17 protein-coding genes and 1 riboswitch are annotated in these 21,584 nt (G+C 67.9%); of the genes, 8 read left to right on the top strand and 9 right to left on the bottom strand.

Features of this window, described 5'->3' with window-relative positions; translation table 11 throughout:
* Positions 1 to 399: 399 nt before the first annotated feature.
* Positions 400 to 1,287, bottom strand: a complete 888-nt coding sequence (locus DS843_RS21535) for a LysR family transcriptional regulator (protein WP_149470885.1) — start codon at positions 1,285 to 1,287, stop codon at positions 400 to 402.
* 105 nt (positions 1,288 to 1,392) lie between these two features.
* On the opposite strand from DS843_RS21535, the gene DS843_RS21530 reads away from it, so the two are divergent.
* Positions 1,393 to 2,595, top strand: coding sequence for an MFS transporter (locus tag DS843_RS21530; RefSeq protein WP_149470884.1), 1,203 nt, complete (start codon positions 1,393 to 1,395; stop codon positions 2,593 to 2,595).
* Positions 2,596 to 3,048: 453 nt separating this feature from the next.
* The gene (gene oxlT, locus DS843_RS21525; RefSeq protein WP_149470883.1) at positions 3,049 to 4,314 is read left to right on the top strand and encodes an oxalate/formate MFS antiporter; all 1,266 of its coding nucleotides are present in this window, start codon (positions 3,049 to 3,051) and stop codon (positions 4,312 to 4,314) included.
* A gap of 81 nt (positions 4,315 to 4,395) precedes the next feature.
* Here oxlT (DS843_RS21525) and DS843_RS21520 read toward each other — a convergent pair whose 3' ends face one another.
* Positions 4,396 to 4,584: a hypothetical protein gene (locus tag DS843_RS21520; RefSeq protein ID WP_149470882.1), complete on the bottom strand. Its 189-nt coding sequence runs from the start codon at positions 4,582 to 4,584 to the stop codon at positions 4,396 to 4,398.
* Positions 4,585 to 4,774: 190 nt separating this feature from the next.
* A riboswitch (TPP riboswitch) is annotated at positions 4,775 to 4,887 on the top strand.
* A gap of 98 nt (positions 4,888 to 4,985) precedes the next feature.
* Between DS843_RS21520 and thiC the strand changes: the two genes are divergently transcribed.
* Positions 4,986 to 6,839: a phosphomethylpyrimidine synthase ThiC gene (gene thiC, locus DS843_RS21515; protein WP_286192241.1), complete on the top strand. Its 1,854-nt coding sequence runs from the start codon at positions 4,986 to 4,988 to the stop codon at positions 6,837 to 6,839.
* Between the two features lie 82 nt (positions 6,840 to 6,921).
* On the opposite strand, the gene oxlT (DS843_RS21510) is transcribed toward thiC, so the two are convergent.
* From oxlT (DS843_RS21510) to gcl, 5 genes are all read right to left on the bottom strand, one after another.
* Positions 6,922 to 8,172, bottom strand: a complete 1,251-nt coding sequence (gene oxlT / locus DS843_RS21510) for an oxalate/formate MFS antiporter (RefSeq protein WP_475849277.1) — start codon at positions 8,170 to 8,172, stop codon at positions 6,922 to 6,924.
* 302 nt (positions 8,173 to 8,474) lie between these two features.
* Positions 8,475 to 9,737 carry a glycerate kinase type-2 family protein gene (locus tag DS843_RS21505; protein ID WP_149470880.1) on the bottom strand — a complete coding sequence of 421 codons (1,263 nt, stop codon included), beginning with the start codon at positions 9,735 to 9,737 and terminating at the stop codon, positions 8,475 to 8,477.
* Positions 9,738 to 10,000: 263 nt separating this feature from the next.
* On the bottom strand, positions 10,001 to 10,909 hold the full coding sequence (glxR, locus tag DS843_RS21500) for a 2-hydroxy-3-oxopropionate reductase (protein ID WP_149470879.1): 909 nt from the start codon (positions 10,907 to 10,909) through the stop codon (positions 10,001 to 10,003).
* Between the two features lie 51 nt (positions 10,910 to 10,960).
* The gene (gene hyi / locus DS843_RS21495) at positions 10,961 to 11,758 is read right to left on the bottom strand and encodes a hydroxypyruvate isomerase (RefSeq protein WP_149470878.1); all 798 of its coding nucleotides are present in this window, start codon (positions 11,756 to 11,758) and stop codon (positions 10,961 to 10,963) included.
* 260 nt (positions 11,759 to 12,018) lie between these two features.
* Positions 12,019 to 13,788 carry a glyoxylate carboligase gene (gcl, locus tag DS843_RS21490; RefSeq protein ID WP_149470877.1) on the bottom strand — a complete coding sequence of 590 codons (1,770 nt, stop codon included), beginning with the start codon at positions 13,786 to 13,788 and terminating at the stop codon, positions 12,019 to 12,021.
* 234 nt (positions 13,789 to 14,022) lie between these two features.
* On the opposite strand from gcl, the gene DS843_RS21485 reads away from it, so the two are divergent.
* A complete protein-coding gene (locus DS843_RS21485) occupies positions 14,023 to 14,610 on the top strand; it encodes a thiamine phosphate synthase (RefSeq protein WP_286192240.1) in 588 nt (195 codons plus the stop codon).
* Between the two features lie 193 nt (positions 14,611 to 14,803).
* Positions 14,804 to 15,493, top strand: a complete 690-nt coding sequence (locus DS843_RS21480) for a GntR family transcriptional regulator (RefSeq protein WP_149470875.1) — start codon at positions 14,804 to 14,806, stop codon at positions 15,491 to 15,493.
* Positions 15,494 to 15,548: 55 nt separating this feature from the next.
* Here the strand turns inward: DS843_RS21480 and pyk are convergent, their stop codons facing one another.
* Complete coding sequence (gene pyk, locus DS843_RS21475; RefSeq protein WP_149470874.1) at positions 15,549 to 17,012, bottom strand: pyruvate kinase; 1,464 nt, start codon at positions 17,010 to 17,012, stop codon at positions 15,549 to 15,551.
* Positions 17,013 to 17,196: 184 nt separating this feature from the next.
* Between pyk and DS843_RS21470 the strand changes: the two genes are divergently transcribed.
* The gene (locus DS843_RS21470) at positions 17,197 to 17,949 is read left to right on the top strand and encodes an NUDIX hydrolase (protein ID WP_149470873.1); all 753 of its coding nucleotides are present in this window, start codon (positions 17,197 to 17,199) and stop codon (positions 17,947 to 17,949) included.
* Positions 17,950 to 18,196: 247 nt separating this feature from the next.
* On the top strand, positions 18,197 to 19,960 hold the full coding sequence (locus DS843_RS21465) for a pyruvate, phosphate dikinase (protein ID WP_149470872.1): 1,764 nt from the start codon (positions 18,197 to 18,199) through the stop codon (positions 19,958 to 19,960).
* A 73-nt stretch (positions 19,961 to 20,033) separates the two neighbouring features.
* On the opposite strand, the gene DS843_RS21460 is transcribed toward DS843_RS21465, so the two are convergent.
* Positions 20,034 to 20,483, bottom strand: coding sequence for a CBS domain-containing protein (locus tag DS843_RS21460; protein WP_149470871.1), 450 nt, complete (start codon positions 20,481 to 20,483; stop codon positions 20,034 to 20,036).
* A 336-nt stretch (positions 20,484 to 20,819) separates the two neighbouring features.
* Here DS843_RS21460 and DS843_RS21455 point away from each other — a divergent pair, with 336 nt between their 5' ends.
* Positions 20,820 to 21,569: a sulfite exporter TauE/SafE family protein gene (locus DS843_RS21455; RefSeq protein WP_149470870.1), complete on the top strand. Its 750-nt coding sequence runs from the start codon at positions 20,820 to 20,822 to the stop codon at positions 21,567 to 21,569.
* Positions 21,570 to 21,584: the final 15 nt, after the last annotated feature.

The following is a 21,584-nucleotide window of genomic DNA, read 5'->3' as shown; positions in this document are numbered from 1 at the left end:
GCGGTGATCTCCGGCGGCAACGACACCGCCGACTTCAAGATCGAGTTCATGAAGAGCGCGGGCATCGCCGTGGCGGACAGCCCGGCCAGCCTGGGCTCCACCATGCTCAAGGTCTTCAAGGGCTGATTCTTCCTATCGCTGTGGTTTTCCCCGAAGTAACTGACCGCGCCGGAGACGGCGCGGTCTTCTTTTTGTGGGCATATGGCAGGGAAGGGTGATGTTTCCGCGATATGGAAACTCGTCGAAGAAGCGTTGCAGAGGGTGTGAGGACTCGGCATCTTGTTTGGACACAGGGTGTCTTACCCTTTGTATCGGGCGGGTTGTTGCTCCGCATTTATGCGAGCCTCTCGAAACACTGGCCGTGCTGGCGACAGCACGGCCATTTTTTTATTCACCATCCTATTGCTCCATGGTCCGCGCGAGCGCCAGGAATCCGGCGATGTAGTCCACCCCCTCGTCGCCGCAGCGGACGCCAAGGTGGATGCTCTTCCCGATTCCATCGGCCCCGAGCTTCACCGTGCGGACGGGTAAGCCCGCGCCTTCCTCCCGCACCAGCCAATCCGGAAGGACGGTGACCCCACGCCGGGCGGCGACGAGTTGGAGCATCAGTTCGGTCGTCTCCGCCGTCTTGTGGCGACGCGGACGGCAGTGGGCGGGGACGAGGAAGCGGGTGTAGATGTCCAGCCGTTCCAGGCTGACCGGGACGGTGATCAGTTCCTCCTCACGCAGGTCTTCCGGCTGCGCCACGCCCTTCGCGGCGAGCGGATGCGCCTCATGCACCGCAAGGACGAGGTCATAGTCGAAGACCGGCGTGAACAGGACGTCGGGCGTCTCGATGAGGTCTGGAGTGACGAGGAGGTCGATCTCGTTGTCGAGAAGCGCGGCCAGCCCGTCGAAGCGGAAGGCGGTGCGGACCTCGAAATCGACGTCGGGCCATTGCGTGAGATAGAGGGCCGTCATCCGCATCAGCCAGGCCTGGCAGGGATGGCACTCCATGCCCACCCGCAGCGCGCCGCGCCGGCCCGATGCGAAATCGGCCAGAGTTCGCTCGGCGTGCTCGAACTGCGGCAGGAGACGTTGCGCCAAGGCCAGTAGATGCTGCCCCGCCTGGGTGAAGCGGAGGCTGCGCCCCTTCTTCATCCAGAGCTCGATTCCATGGCGCTCTTCGAACTTGCGCACAGTGTGACTCAGCGCCGATTGGCTGACGTTCAGTCGCTCGGCGGCGGCGGTGAGGCTGCCCAGACGGTCCACCTCCCGCAGGATCGCGAGGATATGGCGGTCAAGCATTCATGACTCCTGCTCATCGAATCATGAGAACATACCACTTCCGTTCATGCTGGGTGGCCGGTAAGCGTGGTGCATCCGAAACCACGCCGTGCCTTGAGGACTCTGATGACCCAAACCGACACCGCCCCTTACGCGCATGGGACGGGCAACATTCTCCGGCTGGCGACCGCGCAGGCCTTGGCCGGCGCCAACGCGGTGGTCGTCTACGCGACGGGGGCCATCGTCGGAAACACGTTGGCGCCCAGCCCGGCTCTGGCGACGCTGCCGCTCTCGGTCTTCGTCGTGGGCATGGCCGCCTGCACCATACCCGCCGGCGCCATCGCCCGGCGTCACGGGCGGCGAGCCGCCTTCCTGGCGGGGACGGGCTGCGGCGTGCTCGTCGGTCTGCTGTCCGCCCTGGCGGTGCTGCTGGGGTCCTTCTGGCTGTTCTGCGCGGCGATGATCCCCGGAGGCGCCTACGCCGCCGTGGTCCTGTCCTTCCGCTTCGCCGCCGCGGACTGCGTCGGACCCGAACGGCGCCCACGGGCGATGTCCGCCGTGATGGCGGGGGGCGTGTTCTCCGGGGTCATCGGTCCGCAGCTCGTCACCCTGACCATGGATGTGTGGCCGCCGTACCTGTTCATGGCGACCTTCCTGGCCCAGGCGGTGGTGGCGGCGGTGTCCGCCCTCGTCCTGGTCGGTGTCCGGCTGCCGATGCCGACGGCGGAGGAGGTCGCCGGAGGACGCCCGCTCGGCGTCGTCGCGCGCCAGCCGCGATTCGTCACCGCCGCGCTGTGCGGGGTCGTCTCCTATCTGCTGATGAACTTCATCATGACGGCGGCCCCGCTGGCGATGCGGCTGTGCGGCCTGTCGCAGGAAGCGGCCAATCTTGGCCTGCAATGGCATGTGATCGCCATGTACGCCCCGAGCTTCTTTACCGGGCGGCTGATAGCGCGGTTCGGCGCCTCCCGAATCGTGTTCGCCGGTCTGGCGCTGATCGCCGCCTCCGCCGTGGCGGGGCTGGGGGGCGAGGAGGTGGGGCATTTCTGGCTGAGCCTGATCCTGCTGGGGGTCGGCTGGAACTTCGGCTTCCTGGGGGCTTCGGCCTTGGTTCTGGAGTGCCACCGCCCAGAGGAGCGGACGCAAGTGCAGTCGCTCAACGACTTCATCGTGTTCGGGACGATGGCGCTCGGGTCCTTCGCGTCCGGCGGGCTGCTGGCGGCGTTCGGGTGGGCGACGGTCCTCTGGGTGTCCTTCGTGCCGCTGGCGGTGGCCGTCCTGGCGCTCGTCCTATCGGCGTCGTCACGCACCGTCTCGGCGAGCGCATAAGCCGGCTCGGCGTATTATCCCACTGAAAAAATTGAATAAAGGCCCGCTGCCTCAGCAGCGGGTCGGCGCATCCACCTGTCCATTTGCCGGCTGGCCGAAAAAATCGGGATGAAAAGTGCAGGGCGCCAAAAGTTCGTGTTGCAAACAATTAGGCTCGTGGCATACCATATGCCGTATCTGGAGCGCCAAGAACGCAAGGGACGGCGTGACGGCTCTCCAGGACACCATTGAACCATGAATCACATCGGCAAGGAACAAGGCCGCCCATGACGCGGCGATGCGGACGCACGCTCGGACGCCGTCGCCACGCCCGGCCAAGGGAACCCTCATGCCCAGTATCAAAGCGTCGCAATCCCACGGGAGGGAATGATGGTTGGATCGACAGAATCCCATAGGCCAGTAATTGGCGGCTCCGGCGGCTCGAAAGCGCCCATTTCTGAGGGCGCGCGCTGGATGCAGATCGTCGTCGGCATCGTCTGCATGGTGGCGGCGGCCAACATCCAGTATGCCTGGACGCTGTTCGTTCCGGAGATCCAGGCCACCCACGGCTGGACCCGCGCCTCGATCCAGACCGCCTTCACCGTCTTCGTCGTCGTCCAGACCTGGCTGACCCCCATCGAAGGCTACTTCATCGACCGCTACGGCCCCCGCGTCATCGTCGCCTTCGGCGGCGTGATGACCGGCCTCTCCTGGATCATCGACAGCTACGCCGGCTCGCTCGGCATGCTCTACTTCGGTTCGGCCATCGGCGGCGTCGGCGTCGGCTGCGTCTACGCCACCTGCGTCAACAGCGCGCTCAAGTGGTTCCCCGACAAGCGCGGCCTGGCCGTCGGCCTGACCGCGGGCGGCTACGGCGCCGGCTCGGCCCTGACCATCCTGCCGATCGCCAACATGATCCACTCCTCGGGCTATCAGGCGACCTTCTTCTGGTTCGGCCTGCTGCAGGGTGCGATCATCCTGTGCGCCGCCTTCTTCCTGCGCGCCCCGCAGAAGGATCAGGTCAGGGCCTCGACCAAGGTCCTGCAGTCCCGCCGCGACTACACGCTGAAGGAAGCGCTGCAGACCCCGGTGTTCTGGGTCATGATGGTGATGTTCATCTGCACGGTGTCCGGTGGCTTGATGGCGGTGGCCCAGCTCGGCGTGATCGCCCACGATCTGGGCGTCAAGGAAGCCCCGATCAGCCTGTTCGGCATCACCATGGCGGCTCTGCCCTTCGCGCTGATGCTCGACCGCGTGATGAACGGCATCTCCCGTCCGCTGTTCGGCTTCATCTCCGACCACATCGGCCGTGAAGCGACGATGTTCATCGCCTTCACCTTCGAAGGCATCGGCATCCTGATGCTCAGCCGCTTCGGCCACGACCCGATCATGTTCCTGATCCTGTCGGGCCTGGTGTTCCTGGCCTGGGGCGAAGTCTACAGCCTGTTCAGCGCGACCTCGGCCGACACCTTCGGCACCAAGCATGCGGCCAAGATCTACGGCGTGCTGTACTGCGCCAAGGGCATCGCGGCTCTGCTGGTTCCGCTGGGCAACCTGCTGATGGAAGCCACCGGCACCTGGGCGACCGTGCTCTACATCTGCGCCACCATGGACTTGATCGCCGCCTTCTGCGCCATCGCGGTTCTGCGGCCCATGCTGCGCAAGCATCATGCCCGCAACGCCGAACTCCTCGCCGCCCAGCAGGGCACGGGTGGGCTGGCGGTGCAGCCCGGACACTGAGCGGGACGTTAGGGACAGTTCGCTTTCCGCAAGCAACATCGACAGAAAGGCCGCCGCGCGCACCCCGCGCGGCGGCTTTTCTCATTCCAGGAAGAAGGGACGGTTGTGGCCTTCGCCGGTCTGGTTGAACCGTTCCGACGACCAGAGCCCGTCCGGCTCCTCGTCCCGCCGGTCGGGATCGGCCCCGTCCTCGCCCCGCAGGGTCAGAGTCAGCGCATGACCCATCAGGCCGGCGAGGGCGACGAAAGCGATCATCTGGGGGTCGATCATGGGACGGGCTCCGGAAACTTGGACAGGGGACGTCTGTCATGTTGTGTTGCAGCATAACGGCTCCGCTCAGGCTGCGCAAGAGAATTTTGTATACCAGATAACGGATACCGTATTCTTGGAGTTTGCTCCGCCGTTTCCCGGTTCGCCGTGAATCGGCGTTGACGTGGGTGGGGCTGATCGTCCAGCATGGCGACGTTCCAAGGGGAGCCCCATAGCGCGGGGCTGAGATGACGCCGTAAGGCGCCGAACCCTTTGAACCTGATCCGGGTCGTACCGGCGTAGGGACAGGAACAAACGGGCCAAGGTCACGCATCCCCCATGGGGACCGCTCCGGTCGTCCGTTCTGCCGCTCCGTCACACCCGGATCTCCAACGATCCTATGTGCGATGGAGATCCAGCAGATGCACGACTTTCTTCCCCCTGCTTCCGCCACCGATTCAAAGGACGCCCAGCCGTCCGACCATTTCACCGTGACGACCGGCCCGCTGCCGTCGTCCAGCAAGGTCCATGTGGCGGGGGAGCGTTTCCCCGACCTGCGCGTGGCCATGCGCGACATCCACGTTGGCGGCGGGGAGCCGCCGGTGCGGGTCTACGACACCTCCGGCCCCTACAGCGATCCCGCCGTGCGGACCGACATCCGCCGCGGCCTGCTGGAGCTGCGCCGCGCCTGGATCGAAGCGCGCGGCGACGTGGAGGCCTATGGGGGGCGCGAGGTCCGTCCGGAGGACGACGGGCTGCGCGCCGGTGAGACGCGCGCCGTTCCCGTCTTCGACCGCGCCGGGCGCCGTCCGCTGCGGGGCAAGCCGGGCCGGGCGGTCACGCAGATGGCCTATGCCCGCGCCGGCATCGTCACGCCGGAGATGGAGTACATCGCCGTCCGCGAGAATCTGGGCCGGAAGCGTTTGGCCGAGGCGGCGGCGCGGGACGGCGACGACTTCGGCGCCTCCATCCCCGACCATGTGACCCCGGAGTTCGTCCGCGACGAGGTTGCGCGCGGGCGGGCGATCATCCCGGCCAACATCAACCACCCCGAATCGGAGCCGATGATCATCGGCCGCAACTTCCTCACCAAGATCAACGCGAACATCGGCAACTCCGCCGTCGCGTCCTCGGTGGGGGAGGAGGTGGACAAGATGGTCTGGTCGATCCGTTGGGGCGCCGACACCGTGATGGACCTGTCCACCGGCCGCAACATCCACACCACCCGCGAATGGATTCTGCGCAACAGCCCGGTCCCCATCGGCACGGTGCCGATCTACCAGGCGCTGGAGAAGGTCGGCGGCAAGGCGGAGGACCTGACCTGGGAAATCTTCCGCGACACGCTGATCGAGCAGGCGGAGCAGGGGGTGGACTACTTCACCATCCATGCCGGCATCCGTCTGGCCCACATCCCGCTGACCGCCAGGCGCACCACCGGCATCGTCTCGCGTGGCGGCTCGATCATGGCGAAATGGTGCCTGTCCCACCACCGCGAGAGCTTCCTCTACGAGCGGTTCGAGGAGATCTGCGAGATCATGAAGGCGTACGACGTCGCCTTCTCGCTGGGCGACGGGCTGCGCCCGGGCTCCATCGCCGACGCCAACGACGCCGCCCAGTTCGCCGAGCTGGAGACCCTGGGCGAGCTGACCAAGATCGCCTGGAAGCACGACGTGCAGGTGATGATCGAGGGGCCGGGCCATGTGCCCATGCACAAGATCAAGGCCAACGTGGACAAGCAACTGGCGCTGTGCGGCGAGGCGCCCTTCTACACGCTCGGGCCGCTGACCACGGACATCGCGCCGGGTTACGACCACATCACCAGCGCCATCGGCGCCGCCATGATCGGCTGGTTCGGCACGGCGATGCTCTGCTACGTCACGCCGAAGGAGCATCTGGGCCTGCCGGACCGCGACGACGTGAAGGTGGGCGTGGTCACCTACAAGATCGCCGCCCACGCCGCCGACCTCGCCAAGGGCCATCCGGGCGCGCAGGAGCGCGACGACGCCCTGTCGCGCGCCCGTTTCGAGTTCCGCTGGCGCGACCAGTTCCACCTGTCGCTCGACCCGGAGACGGCGGAGCGCTTCCACGACCAGACCCTGCCGGCGGAGGGGGCGAAGGTCGCGCATTTCTGCTCGATGTGCGGGCCGAAGTTCTGCTCGATGAAGATCACGCAGGAGGTCCGGGACTACGCCAACTCCGGCATGGCCGAGATGTCGGAGACGTTCCGCGCCAAGGGCGGGGAAATCTATCTGGAGGAGGGGCAGGCGGCGGAGTAGCGCCCGAATCGAAAAGGGGACGCCCTTGCGGGCGCCCCCTCGCTTCGGCTCCTTCCCCGACGGGGGGAGGGGGAAGAGAGCGTCAGGACGTTGCCGTTGCGCTCCGGCTGCTGTGCGTGCCCAGCGACTCGGCGGCCATGCGGTTGCGCATCGGGCGCAGGACGAACAGCGCCAGCACGGCGGCCAGAGCGTTGACCCCGGCGGCCAGCAGGAAGACCGCGTGCCAGCTTCCCGTCGCGTCGGCGATGATGTTGGCGAAGGGGATCAGCAGAGCCGCCGTGCCCTTGGCGGTGTAGAGCAGCCCGGCGTTGCTCGCCGCGAACTTCGATCCGAAGGTGTCGGCGCAACAGGCGGGGAACAGGCTGTAGATCTCGCCCCAGGCAAAGAAGACCAGACCGGTCAGCAGCACGAAGGCCACCGGATCGCGGCCATAGAGGCTGAGCGCGACGATGCCCACGGCCTCGATCGCGAAGGCGATGAACATGGTGTTCTCGCGCCCGATGTGGTCGGACACCCAGCCGAAGAAGGGTCGCGTCAGCCCGTTCAGCACCCGGTCGATGGACAGGGCGAAGGTCAGGGCGGGAAGGGTCAGGCCGAGGATGCTGACCGGCGCGTGGGCCAGCCCGAAATCCTGGGCGATGGGGCCGAGCTGCGCCGTCGCCATCAGCCCGCCGCCGGCCACCATCACGAACATGGCGTACATGACCCAGAAGACCGGCGTGCGGACCATCTGGTTCGGCGTGTACTGCCGCTGCGCGGGTGGGGTGGCGACGCCGGCGCGGGAGACCGGGGCGGAAGGCGGTGCCACCAGCAGCCAGGCGAGCGCGAAGACGACCAGCCCCTGGCCCAGCCCGAAGGCCATGAAGGTGGCCTCGTAGCCCGAGGTCTCGATCATCGTGGCGATCGGCACCACCGTCAGGGCGGAGCCGGCGCCGAAGCCCGCGGCGGTGATTCCCGCGGCCAGACCGCGCCGGTCGGGGAACCATTTCAGGGCGTTGCCCACGCAGGTTCCGTAGACGGCGCCCGCCCCGACGCCGCCGATGGCCGCCGCGACGTAGAGCACGAGCAGCGAATCGGCCACCGCGTTCAGCGCCCAGGAGGCGGCGCAGAGCACGGAGCCGAACAGCACGACGATCCGCGGGCCGAACCGGTCCACGAACCAGCCCTCGACGGGCACCAGCCATGTTTCGGTGACGATGAAGATGGTGAAGGCCACCTGGATGGCCGCACGGCCCCAGCCATGCTTGTCGTCGATGGGTTCGACGAAGAGGGTCCACCCGTACTGGAGATTGGCGATCATCGACATGCAGATGACGCCGGCAAGCAACTGCATCCAACGCCCGCCCCACGGCGAAGCGCTTCGCGCACCGGTTTGGCGCATATGGTTCCTCCCGGATGGTCCGCTTTCTCGTTCTTGTCCTGGCGCGCGCGGGGTGCGTTCGGTGCCCGACCGCTTCGCTTTATCCTTCGAACAGGGCAATCCGGTTGCATGCTGTTGGCATGCCAGACGCCATATTCGTGATGCCTTGACGGTGAGTGTGGCGGATAATCCGTGGGAGCATCAACAAATTTTCGTGAGCGGACGCCGCTCTGGCCATAAGTGATATATCAAATCGGCCGCTGGCGCCCCGTTCCCTACACGACCAGCACCGCGCGGAAATCGTTGACGTTGGTCAGGGTCGGCCCAGTCACCAACAGGTCGCCGAGCGCGCTGAAGAAGCTGTAGCCGTCGTTGTCGGCCAGACGCTCCTTGGCGTTGACACCGGCCTCGGCGGCGCGGGTCAGCGTATCGGGGGAGAGCAGGGCGCCCGCGTTGTCCTCCGTCCCGTCGATGCCGTCGGTGTCGGCGGCCAGGGCGTGAACCCCCGCCATTCCGTCCAGCGCCACGGTCAGCGCCAGCAGGAATTCGGCGTTGCGACCGCCGCGGCCCTTGCCGCGCACCGTCACCGTGGTCTCGCCGCCGGACAGCAGGACGCAGGGCTTGGCCGCCGGCTGGTCGTGCTCGACGATCTGGCGGGCGATGCCGGCATGGACGAGCGCCACCTCGCGCGATTCGCCCTCCAGCGCGTTGCCGAGAATCACCGGCGTGACGCCGGCCTTGCGGGCGACCTCCGCCGCGCGCTCCAGCGCCATCTGCGGGGTGGCGACCAGGATCGTGCTGACGCGCTCCAGCCGCGGGTCGCCGGGCTTCGGACTCTCGTCGCGCCCGGCCAGCAGATGGTCCATGACCGGCTGCGGCGGGGTGATGCCGTACTTCTCCAGCACGGCCAGAGCGTCGGCGTAGCTGGTCGGGTCCGGCACGGTGGGGCCGGAGGCGATCACCGACAGGTCGTCGCCCGGCACGTCGGAGATGACCAGCGACACCACCCGCGCCCTGGTCGCCGCGGCAAGCCGCCCGCCCTTGATGGCGGACAGGTGCTTGCGGACGCAGTTCATCTCCGTGATGTTCGCGCCGGAGCGGAGCAGCGCCTTGGACACCGCCTGCTTGTCGGCCATGGAGATGCCGGGCGCGGGCAGGGCCAGCAGGGCGGAGCCGCCGCCGGAGATCAGGCAGAGCATCAAGTCGTCGGGGCCGAGCGACGCGGCGATGTCGAGGATTCGCTTTGCTGCCTGCTGACCGGCCTCGTCGGGCACGGGGTGCGACGCCTCGACCACCTCGATCCGTTCGCAGGGGACGTTGTGGCCGTAGCGGGTGACGACCAGACCGGACAGCGGGCCTTTCCAATGGTCCTCCACCGCCTTAGCCATGGAGGCCGCGGCCTTCCCGGCGCCGACGACGACCGTGCGGCCCTTCGGCGGTTCCGGAAGATGCGGCGGCACGCACAGCGCCGGCTGCGCCGAGGCAACGGCGGCACGGAACATGTCGTTCAGAAGCGCGCGGGGATCGGTGGTCGTCATGATCTGGTCTCGTCCCTTCCCTGAGCCGCGCCGTTCACCGGCGCCGGTCCTCATGTGCTGGGAATGCTAACGGATTCGGCGCGGGCGGCAATGGGGAGGGGTCCTTATTCCCTCTCCCGTCCCGGGAGAGGGTGGCGCCGAAGGCGCCGGGTGAGGGTGAAGCCGAGGATTAAGGCACTGTTCCTTGGCGGCACCCTCACCCTCCCATGCTGCGCATGGGCCCCTCCCTCTCCCGGGGCGGGAGAGGGGCAGTCACTCCGGCCTTACTCCGCGGGTTCGGTCGCGCGGTGGTTCTGGCCGATCTCGTGGTTGGCCATCAGTTCCAGGGCGCGGACCATGCCGGAGTGATCCCACGCCTTGCCGCCCTGGGCGGCGCAGGCGTTGAACAGCTCCTGGCAGGTGGCCGTGTTGGGCAGCGACACGCCGAGCGCGCGGGCGCCGGACAGGGCCAGATTCAGGTCCTTCTGGTGCAGCTCGATGCGGAAGCCCGGATCGAAGGTGCGCTTCACCATGCGCTCGCCGTGCACCTCCAGGATGCGCGAGGAGGCGAAGCCGCCCATCAGGGCCTGACGGACCTTCGCCGGGTCGGCGCCGGCCTTCGACGCGAAGAGCAGGGCCTCGCCCACCGCCTCGATGGTCAGGGCGACGACGATCTGGTTGGCGACCTTCGTCGTCTGGCCGTCACCGTTGCCGCCGACCAGCGTGATGTTCTTGCCCATCTTTTCGAAGAGCGGCTTCACCGTCTCGAAGGCCTTCTCCGGACCGCCGACCATGATGGTCAGCGAGGCGGCCTTGGCGCCGACCTCACCGCCGGACACCGGGGCGTCGAGATAGTCGCAGCCCAGCTCGTTGATGCGCTGGGCGAAGGCCTTCGTCTCGATCGGGGAGATCGAGGACATGTCCACCACGATCTTGCCGGGCGTGAGACCCTCGGCGACGCCGTCGGCGCTGAACAGGGCGGCCTGCACATGGGGCGTGTCGGGGACCATGGTGAAGACGATGTCGGCCTTCTGCGCCACCTCGCGGCTGGAGCCGCAGGCCGTGGCGCCCTTCGCCAGCAGGTCTTCCGGGGCCGGGTTGATGTCGTAGACGAACAGGGTGTGGCCGGCGTCGGCCAGATGACCGGCCATGGGGCGGCCCATGATGCCGAGACCGATGAAACCAATGTTCATGGCTGTGTCCTCAATTCTTCTGTGATCGGGCGTATGCGGATCAGACGGCAATCAGGCGGCGACGGTCTCGCCGGGGGTGGCGGCGCGCATCCAGCCCAGCCCTTCGCTGGTCCCCTTGGCCGGCTTGTACTCGCAGCCGACCCAGCCGTCGTAGCCGAGCCGGTCCAGCGCCGCGAAGACGAAGGGGTAGTTGATCTCGCCGGTGCCCGGCTCGTTGCGGCCCGGATTGTCGGCGATCTGGACATGCGCGATCTTCGGCAGCAGGCGCTGGATGGTCGGGACGAGATCGCCCTCCATGATCTGCATGTGATAGACGTCGTACTGGATGAAGAGGTTGTCGGAGCCGACAGCCTCCAGAATCCGTTCCGCCTGCGCGGTGTTGGTCAGGTAGAAGCCCGGAATGTCGCGGGTGTTGATCGGCTCGATCAGGAAGCGGATGCCGGCCTGCTTCAGCGCCTTGGCGGCGAAGGACAGGTTGTCGACGAAGGTGCGCTCCAGCGCGTCCGCCGCCACGCCCGCCGGGGCCTTGCCGGCGAGGCAGTTGATCTGCTTGCAGCCCAGCGCCGTGGCGTACTCGATGGCGCGGCCCACCCCGTCCTGGAACTCGCCCACGCGGTCCGGCAGGACGGCGATGCCGCGCTCGCCCGCGTCCCAGTCGCCCGCCGGCAGATTGTGCAGGACCTGGGTCAGCCGGTTGGCGGCCAGCCGCTCGGCCAGCGCGTCCTTCTCGAAGGCGTAGGGAAACAGATACTCGACCCCGGTGAAGCCGTCCTTCGCCGCCGCGGCGAAGCGGTCGAGGAAGGGCAGCTCGTTGTAGAGCATCGTCAGATTGGCGGCGAACTTGGGCATGTCTCTCTCCCGGATGTTCGTTTCGGGCCGGATGTTCGTTACAGGCTTGGCCGGTTGGCGTTCAGGATCGGGGGGTGGTGGCAGGGGCGTCAACGCGGTGGCTGCCTTTTTTCACCCTGCGGAACTGTGGATATGTTGGAGTCGCTTGCCCCCTCCCTAACCCTCCCCAGCTTCGCGGGAGAGGGGATTTAGGCCCTCCACCGCCAAAGGCGGGGGAGGGAGGGACCCACGCAGTGGGAGGGAGGGGGCCGCCCGCCCGATCAGACCCGCACCAGCTCCGGCTCGTCCGCGGGCACGTCCAGCACGTCCTCGAACTCGGTGATGTTGTTGATCTCCGTGCCCATGGCGATGTTGGTGACGCGCTCCAGGATGACCTCGACCACCACCGGGACCTGGAACTCGTCCATCCAGGCTTGCGCCTGGGCGAAGGCGGATTGCAGGTTGTCCGGGTCGGTGACGCGGATGGCCTTGCAGCCCAGACCCTCGGCCACCGCGATGTGATCCACGCCGTAGACGCCGATTTCCGGGGCGTTGATGTTCTCGAAGGAGAGCTGGACCTGGAAGTCCATCTGGAACGCGCGCTGCGCCTGCCGGATCAGCCCGAGGTAGCTGTTGTTCACCAGGACGTGGATGTAGGGCAGCTTGAACTGCGCGCCCACCGCCAGCTCCTCGATCAGGAACTGGAAGTCGTAGTCGCCGGACAGCGCCACGATCTTGCGCTTCGGATCGGCCACCCGAACGCCCAGAGCCGCCGGCAAAGTCCAGCCGAGCGGGCCGGCCTGACCGCAGTTGATCCAATGGCGCGGCTTGTAGACGTGCAGGAACTGCGCGCCGGCGATCTGCGACAGGCCGATGGTCGAGACGTAGCAGACGTCCTCGCCGAAGGCGGTGTTCATCTCCTGATAGACGCGCTGCGGCTTGATCGGCACGTTGGCGAAATCCGACTTGCGCAGCATGGAACGCTTGCGGACCTGGCAGGTCTTCACCCACTCCGACCAGTCGCGCAGCTTGCCGGCGGCCTTCCACTCCTTCGCCACCTCGATGAAGAGGTCGAGCGCGGCCCCGGCGTCGGACACGATGCCCAGGTCCGGCGCGAAGACGCGGCCGATCTGGGTCGGCTCGATGTCCACATGCACGAACTTGCGGCCCTTGGTGTAGACGTCCACCGAACCGGTGTGGCGGTTGGCCCAGCGGTTGCCGACGCCCAGCACGAAGTCGGACGCCAGCATGGCGGCGTTGCCGTAGCGGTGGGCGGTCTGGAGACCGACCATGCCGGCCATCAGCGGATGGTCGTCCGGAATGGCGCCCCAGGCCATCAGCGTCGGGATGACCGGCAGGCCGGCGATCTCGGCGAACTCCACCAGACGGTCGCTGGCGTCGGCGTTGATGATGCCGCCGCCGGCCACCAGCAGCGGACGCTCCGCCGCGTTCAGCATCTCCAGCGCCTTTTCCACCTGGGCGCGGGTCGCCACCGGCTTGTAGGTGGGCAGGGGCTGGTAGGTGTCGGGATCGAACTCGATCTCGGCCATCTGCACGTCGATCGGCAGGTCGAGCAGCACCGGGCCGGGCCGCCCGGAGCGCATCAGGTGGAACGCCTGCTGGAAGGCGTAGGGGACCTGCCCCGGCTCCAGCACGGTGACGGCCCACTTGGCGACCGGCTTGGCGATGGACGGGATGTCCACGGCCTGGAAATCCTCCTTGTGCAGGCGGGCGCGCGGCGCCTGTCCGGTGACGCACAGGATCGGAATGGAGTCGGCGGACGCCGAGTAGAGGCCGGTGATCATGTCGGTGCCGGCGGGGCCGGAGGTGCCGATGCACACGCCGATGTTGCCGGCCTTGGCGCGCGTGTAGCCTTCGGCCATATGCGACGCGCCCTCGACGTGGCGCGCAAGAACGTGGCCGATGCGGCCGTTGCGTTGCAGCGCCGCGTAGAACGGATTGATGGCCGCTCCGGGGACGCCAAAGCAAACGGACACGCCTTCTTTTTCCAGGACGTGCACCGCCGCTTCAATCGCCATCATCCTAGCCATGGCTTGGTCTCCTCCCTCGCGTAACGGGTCGCTGTTGCGTTGGATTGAGCTTTCATCAGCCGGGCGGCTATTGGCAAAGTGTTGGCGAATCCTTTCCGCTTGATGGAAAATGCGCCGAATGGGGCAGTCCTCACGATGACGCAGATGGATGACGCGGGCGATTATGCTGCACTTGCACAGTCCCGTTCGCGCTGTCATCGTCAAGGCATGATGGCGATTCCGAGTCCCCGCCTGTTGGCGATCACGGACCGGCGGCAGGCGGCGCAGCCCTTGCCGGACCTCGCGGCGCGCCTGTTCGCCGGGGGACTGCGTTGGCTGTCGCTGCGCGAAAAGGATCTGGACGAGTCCCGGCAGGTGGCGCTCGCCCACGCGCTGGTGGAGCGGGCGCGGCCCTGGGGGGCGCTGATCACGCTGCACGGCGATCCCGATCTGGCGCTGGCCGCGGGAACGGACGGGGTGCATCTGCCGGACGGGGCCGACGTGACGGCGGCGCGGCGGCGGCTCGGTCCCGGCGCCCTGGTCGGGCTTTCGGCGCATGATGAGGGCGGGATTCGCCGGGCCGAGGCGGGCGGAGCGGACTATGTCACCCTGTCGCCCATCTTCCCGTCCCCGAGCAAGCCGGGTTACGGCCCACCGGTCGGGACGGAGGGGCTGCGACGGCTGGCCGCGGGCGCTTCCATCCCCGTCATCGCGCTCGGCGGTGTGGAGTCGGGCCATGTCGGGGGCTGTCTGGCCGCCGGAGCCGCCGGTGTGGCGGTCATGGGGGCATTGATGCGGGCACCGGACAGTCTGCCCGATCTGCTCAAGGCGTTGAAAGGCTGAGGTCCGGAAGGAAGAGACCGGAGCGGGCGTGCCCTTTCCTTATCGTGATCCTGGACTTTTCAACGCAGAATGTGCATCTGGTATCTCATATACGAAAGCGATGCGATTCGACGCCTTCGCACCACCGGGCCGGCGCGCATTGGGGTGCGTCCGGACGGTCAGCATTCCCAGCATTCAAGGAACGGTGCCGCTCATGACCCCTCCGCCGATCAACGTCCAGCCGCTCGACACCGGATCGACCTTCCGCGCTCAAGCGTACCATGCGTTGAAGCAAGCCATCTCGCAAATGGATATCTACGACCATAACGACGAGATCCGGCTTGAGGAGCGGCAGCTCAGCGACATGCTGGGCGTCAGCCGGACGCCGATCCGCGAGGCGCTGACCCTGCTGGAGCAGGAGGGGTTCATCCGGCTCCAGCCGCGCCGGGGCATCTTCGTCATCCGCAAGACCAAGGCCGAGATCATCGAGATGATCCAGGTCTGGGCGGCGCTGGAAAGCATGGCCGGGCGGATGGTCGCCCAGCAGGCCACCGACGAGGACATCCGCACCCTGTGGGACCTGTTCCGCAATTTCGAGATGCGGAACCCCAAGGAGCATGTCAGCGAATATTCCGACGCCAACATCGCCTTCCACAAGAGCATCATCCGGCTCAGCGGTTCCAAGCTGATCCAGGAGATGACCGACAACCTGTTCATCCACATCCGCGCGATCCGCAAGCTGACCATCGGCCAGGACAACCGGGCGGAGCGGTCGATCCACGACCACAAGGAAATCATCAAGGCTCTGGAACGCCGCGACGTCGATCAGGCCGAACAACTGATCCGCGACCACACCCTGGGGCTGGCGGCGCACGTCGAGAAGCATTGCGACTTCCTGGAGTGAGTGGCCTGGAGTGAGGGTGCCCCGCCCCCGGTGAGGGGGAAGGGCACGCACGGGGTCAGACCGGCTCCTGGAGCTTCACGGCGCTGGTGGTGTTCAGTCCGTTCGCGGTGATGGTGACCACGCGCAGGCTGTTGGTGGTGCCGGGCGTTCCGAAGGGGACGCCCGCCGTCACGATGAGGGATTGTCCGGGCGAGCCGATGCCCTCCTGAGCGGCGACCAGGCTGGCCCGCTCGACCATTTCCGAGAAGTTCTCCACGTCCGCGGTCCAGACCGGGTGCACGCCCCAGGCCAGGGACAGCAGCCGGGCGGTCTCGCGGCGCGCGCTGAGGCCCAGGATCGGAACGGTGGGCCGTTCGCGCGAGGCGCGGCGGGCGGTGGAACCGGTGCTGGTGAAGGTGGCGATGCCGGCGGCGGAGATGGTCTCCGCGATCTGGCGCGCCGCGGCGGACAGGGCGTCCGGGGTGGTCGCCTCCGGACGCGGATGTTCGGAGTCCATGATGCGGCGGTAGAGCGGATCGTGCTCCACCCGGCGGATGATGCGGTCCATCATCGCCACGGCCTCCACGGGGTGCTTGCCCGACGCGGATTCCGCCGACAGCATCACGGCGTCCGACCCGTCATAGACGGCGGTCGCCACGTCCGATGCCTCGGCGCGCGTCGGCGTCGGCTCCGTGATCATGGATTCCAGCATCTGCGTGGCGACGATCACCGGCTTGCCGGCGGCGCGGCTCATGCGGATCATCCGCTTCTGAAGGCCGGGCACGTCCTCCGGCGGCAGTTCCACACCCAGATCGCCGCGGGCCACCATCACCGCGTCCGACAGGGCGATGATCTCCTCCAGGTGGGGCAGGGCGGCGGGCTTCTCCACCTTGGTCATGATGTGGGCGCGGTCGCCGATCAGGGCGCGCGCCTCCAGGATGTCCTCGGGCCGCTGGACGAAGCTGAGGCCGATCCAGTCCACGCCCAGCGTCAGGCCGAACTGGAGGTCGCTGCGGTCCTTCTCAGACAGGGCGCTGAGGGCCAGCGTGGTGCCGGGGACGTTCATGCCCTTGCGGTCGGACAGGGTGCCGCCGACCAGCACCTCCGTCTCCGCATGGTCGGGGCCGCAGCTCAGCACGCGCAGGCGCATGCGCCCGTCGTTCAGCAGAAGCTCGTGGCCCGGCTCCAGGCTGGCGAAAATTTCCGGATGGGGGACGCAGACGCGGCTGCGGTCGCCCGGCGTGGGGTCGAGGTCGAGGCGGAAGCGGTCGCCGCCGGCCAGGATCACCGCCACCTCCTGGAAGGTGCCGACCCGCAGCTTCGGACCCTGGAGGTCGAGAAGCACGCCGATGGGACGCCCGACCGTTTCCTCGACCGCCCGGATCTGGCGGTAGCGTTCGGCGTGGTCGCGCTGCGTGCCGTGGCTGGCGTTCAGGCGGAAGACGTCCACGCCGGCCTCGGCGAGGGCGAAAATCTGGCTGTAGGTCGAACTGGCCGGCCCCAGAGTGGCGACGATCTTGGTGCTGCGGTTGCGCGACATGGCGCTGGCCTCCTGAGAGGGCGGTGCTGGGAGGGCGGTGATTGGCAGGATGCTGCGGCCGGGCGGGGGTGGGGGTCAAACCGTGGCTATGGCTTTTCCACATGGCGGGAAGTCACACGGTTGGTTTGACCGCGCGGGCAGGGTGGACGGACACTGGAGACCCGCCACCGGACAGGACGATGCCATGAACGCGCCCGTCGAGCCGTTTCCCGCCGCCAGCCTGATCCTGCTGCGCGACGGCGTGGACGGGCTGGAGGTCTTCATGATCCAGCGCCACCGCGACCTCCGCTTCGCGCCCGGCGCCTCCGTCTTTCCCGGCGGGCGGCTGGACGCGGAGGACAGCGAGCTTCCCTGGCGCGACCTGTCCCTGCCGCTGACCGACGACATGCCGCAGCGGCTGGCCGCGATCCGCGAGGCGTTCGAAGAGTGCGGCCTTCTGCTGGCCGGCGGGCCGGTCGATGCCGCGCTGCTGGACGGGCTGCGGGCCGTCTCGGGCGGGACCTTCCTGGACCGTCTGCTGGCGGCGGGGCTGGAGCCGGACGTGGCGGCGCTGGTTCCCTTCGCCCGCTGGATCACCCCGGAGAGCGTGTGGCGGCGGTTCGACACGCTGTTCTTCCTGGCCAAGGCCCCGGCGCGGCAGACCGCCGTGGTGGACGGGGTGGAGGCGGTCGCCGGATTCTGGGGTACGCCGCGCGCCATCCTTGCCGAAGCGGACGCGGAGCGGCTGTCGCTGGTCTTCGCCACCCGCATGAACCTGCTGCGTCTGGCTGGCTGCCGCACGGTGCGGCACGCGATGGAGGAGGCCGCGCGCTTCCACCCGCTGGCGCCGATCCTTCCCTGTCCCACGGACACCCCCGACGGCCCGGCGTTGTGCATCCCGGAGGGGCTGGGCTACCCCCTGACGCGCGTCCCGCTGGAGCAGGCGCGGCTGGGCTGACGGTCTGGGTTGGCGGTCTCGGCAATCGGGAGTTTCCGGCCGGAATTCCGTGCGAACTTCCATGATACGGAATTTTTCGTGCCTTTTTGCGGCCCCAAAGCGTTGTCGTCTCAAATGCGACTATTTGTGCATTGCACTCCGTGCGCGGAGCGGCATTATGGAGAAATAAGATATCGGGTTGAGCTGAGAAATTTTTCGTTCATGTCCACAGGGCGCCTGAACACCACGCTGACGCGAGGATAGGTCGATGTTGCACCACTCCACCCTCCAAGGCTCCACCGACATCGGCGGCTCCATCGCCGTGGGTCCGGCGGTGGTCGCGGGCCATGCGGCGCTGCCAGCGGCCGGTGGGCAGCGGGCGGAGGGACAGCGGGCTGAAGGACAGCGGGCGGAAGGGCAGCGGTGGGTGTATGCCTTCGGCGGTGGCGGTGCGGAGGGGCATGCCGGCATGGTGGCGGAACTGGGCGGCAAGGGCGCCGGGCTGGCCGAGATGGCGCGGCTGGGCATCCCGGTGCCGCCGGGCTTCACCATCGTGGCCGAGGCCAGCCGCCGGCACCGCGCCGGCCAGAACCGCTTTCCCGCCGGGCTGACGGCCCAGGTGGAGGAGGCGCTGCTCCGGCTGGAATCCGTCGCGGGCGCGCGGTTCGGCGGGTCGGAGAATCCGCTGCTGGTGTCCGTCCGCTCGGGCGCGCGGGCGTCGATGCCCGGCATGATGGACACGATCCTGAATCTCGGCCTGACCGACGCGACGGTGAAGGGGCTGGCCGCCCGCAGCGGCGACGCGCGCTTCGCCTACGACTGCTACCGCCGGCTGATCCAGACCTACGGCACGGTGGTCCAGGGCGTGGGCGCCCACGCCTTCGATGCGGCGCTGGATTCCTACAAGGAGGGTCGCGGTCTGGCCCGCGACGCCGACCTGAACGCCGCCGACTGGCGCGCCGTGGCCGCTGCCTATCGCGACGTGATCGAGCGCGAAGCGGGGGAGCCCTTCCCGCAGGATGCGCGGACCCAGCTCTTCGCGGCCATCGGCGCCATCTTCTGTTCCTGGAGGAATGCCCGCGCGGTTGCCTACCGGGCGCTGCACGGCATTCCCGACGATTGGGGCACGGCCGCGACGGTGCAGTCCATGGTGTTCGGCAACCGCGGCGGCGCCTCCGGCACCGGGGTGGTCCACAGCCGCGACCCGGCCACCGGGGAAGCCGTGCTGTGCGGGGAATTCCTGGCCGACGCCCAGGGGGAGGACATCGTGTCCGGCCTGCGCACGCCGGGGCCTCTGTCCGGCGCCGGCCCATCTATGGAGACGGTGGCCCCCGAAGCCTTCGCCGAACTGGGCCGCATCGCCGACCGGCTGGAGCGCCATTTCGGCGACATGCAGGAAATCGAGTTCACCGTCCAGCAGGGACGTCTGTTCATCCTCCAGTCGCGCTCGGGCAAGCGCTCTCCGGAAGCGGCGGCGCGGATCGCCACGGAGATGGCCCAGGCCGGTATCATCACGCGGGCCGAGGCGGTGCGGCGCGCCGACCTGCCGGCTCTGGCGGACGGCCTGCGCCCCATCCCCGATCCGGACGCACCCCGCGAGGTGATCGCCAGCGGCCTTCCGGCCTCCTCCGGCGCGGCGACGGGCGCCGCCGTCTTCACATCGGACGAGGCGGTCCGGCTGGCGGCGGAGGGGGTCGCGGTGGTGCTGTGCCGGCCGGAGACGTCCCCCCACGACGTGCACGGCATGCAGGCGGCCTGCGCCGTGGTGACCGCCCGCGGCGGAGCGACCAGCCACGCCGCGACCGTCGCCCGCGCCATGGGGCTGCCTTGCGTCACCGGTGCCCGCGCCCTGCGCGTCGATCCGGCGGCCGGCGTGATGACCGTGGGCAATAGGACCGTTCGGGCTGGCGAGATCATCACCGTGGATGGCGGCACGGGCGAGGTGATCCTCGGCAGTGTCCCGATGATCCGCCCCGAACCGCCGGAGTCCGTGGCCCTGCTGCTGCGCTGGGCCGAGGAACCTGGTGAATAATCGCTCCGCTTGATGTGAAAAGACCCTTCGCCCGGCGGGACGAAGGGTCTTTTTCGTGGGAGTGCCGGTGGCGTCAGTGGGCGTAGACGGGGGAGTCCTGCGCCGGTGGCTGGGTGTGGGCGACCATCTCGGTGAGCTGGAGCTTGGTGAAGTCGCGGGCGCTGACGACGCCGACCAGCGTCGATCCGTCGAGCACGGGCAAATGCCGGATGTGGTGACGGTCCATCAGTTCCAGCGCATGGGTGAGGCTGTCGTCGGGCGTGCAGGTCTGGGGGGCGCGCGACATCAGCATGAAGACCGGCGTCTTCAGAACCGAAGCCCCGCGCTCCAACAGCGCGTAGACGATGTCGCGCTCCGAAAGCATGCCGGCAACGGCATTGCCTTCCGTCCGGCAGACGTCCTTGACCACCAGGGCGCTGATGTTCTCCGACTTCATGAGCCGGATCGCCTCCTCGATGGTTTCGCCCGACCGCACGGTGACGACGCGGGATTCCTTGGTCCGAAGAATGTCAGCGACTTTCATGGCGAGCCCTCCACCAGACAGCGGTTTGCGTAAGCACGCCCTGCACGGAGACCCCCGCGGGGGACCGGAGATTCGCCGGTGGAGCCGCATCGGGCCGGTCGATGGCCGTCGGCGGCGCCTGGGCATCAGGCAGCGGCGGGCGATGGATATTTGGTATACCATATGCCACAAGGCGTCAATAGCTAATGTGGCAAACAATCAGTGAAATCGTGTTTTTGTGTTTCGGGCCCGTCGGGGCGCTTGTCCTCACTATGGCGATTGTCAGGGTACCCACCACCAAAGCTGGCATGCCAAATACGTTGAAGGCCTGCGTTGAAAGCCGATGTGGGAGGTCCGATGGTTGCCATGGTGCTGTTGATGCTGGCGGCGTTCGCGTCGGGCGTGCTCAACGCCATCGCCGGGGGCGGGGCGTTCATCACCTTTCCGGCGCTGCTGTTCGCCGGGGTGCCGCCGGTCAGCGCCAACGTGTCCAGCACCGTCGCCCTGTTCCCCGGTCAGATGGCCAGCGCTTGGGCCTATCGGAACGAAATCCGGGGCGTGACGGAGGTCAGCGTCACCGCCTTCTCCATCGTCAGCCTCGTCGGCGGGGTCGTCGGGGCGGTCCTTCTGCTGACCACCCCGGACCGCGCCTTCGCCGGGCTGGTACCCTGGCTGCTTCTGTTCGCGACGGCGGTCTTCGCGGTGGGGAGTTTCATGCCGAAGCTGGCCGCCCGGCTGAGGCTGGGAGGGCGCTCCGTCCTGGTGGTCCAGTTCGGCATCGCCATCTATGGCGGCTATTTCGGCGGCGGAATCGGCTTCCTGATGCTGGCGGCGCTGACCCTGTTCGGCCTGCGCGACATCCACGCCATGAACGGGCTGCGCATCCTGCTGGCCGCGCTGATGAACGGGGCGGCGGTTGCAGCCTTCTGCCTGTCCGACGCGGTGTCGTGGCCAGAGACCGTCGTCATGGCGGTCTCGGCCATCGCCGGCGGCTATGCCGGGGCGCTCGGCGCGAAGCGGGTCAGCCGCGACGTGATGAAATGGGTGGTGGTGTCGATCGGCGTGGGGCTGACCCTGTACTTCTTCATCAAGGGTGCCGGAGCCTGAGGGCGCCCCACATCG

Source organism: Roseomonas genomospecies 6, from assembly GCF_008365375.1.
Taxonomy (GTDB): Bacteria; Pseudomonadota; Alphaproteobacteria; order Azospirillales; family Azospirillaceae; genus Azospirillum.
This window is presented reverse-complemented; position numbering and strand designations above follow the sequence as displayed.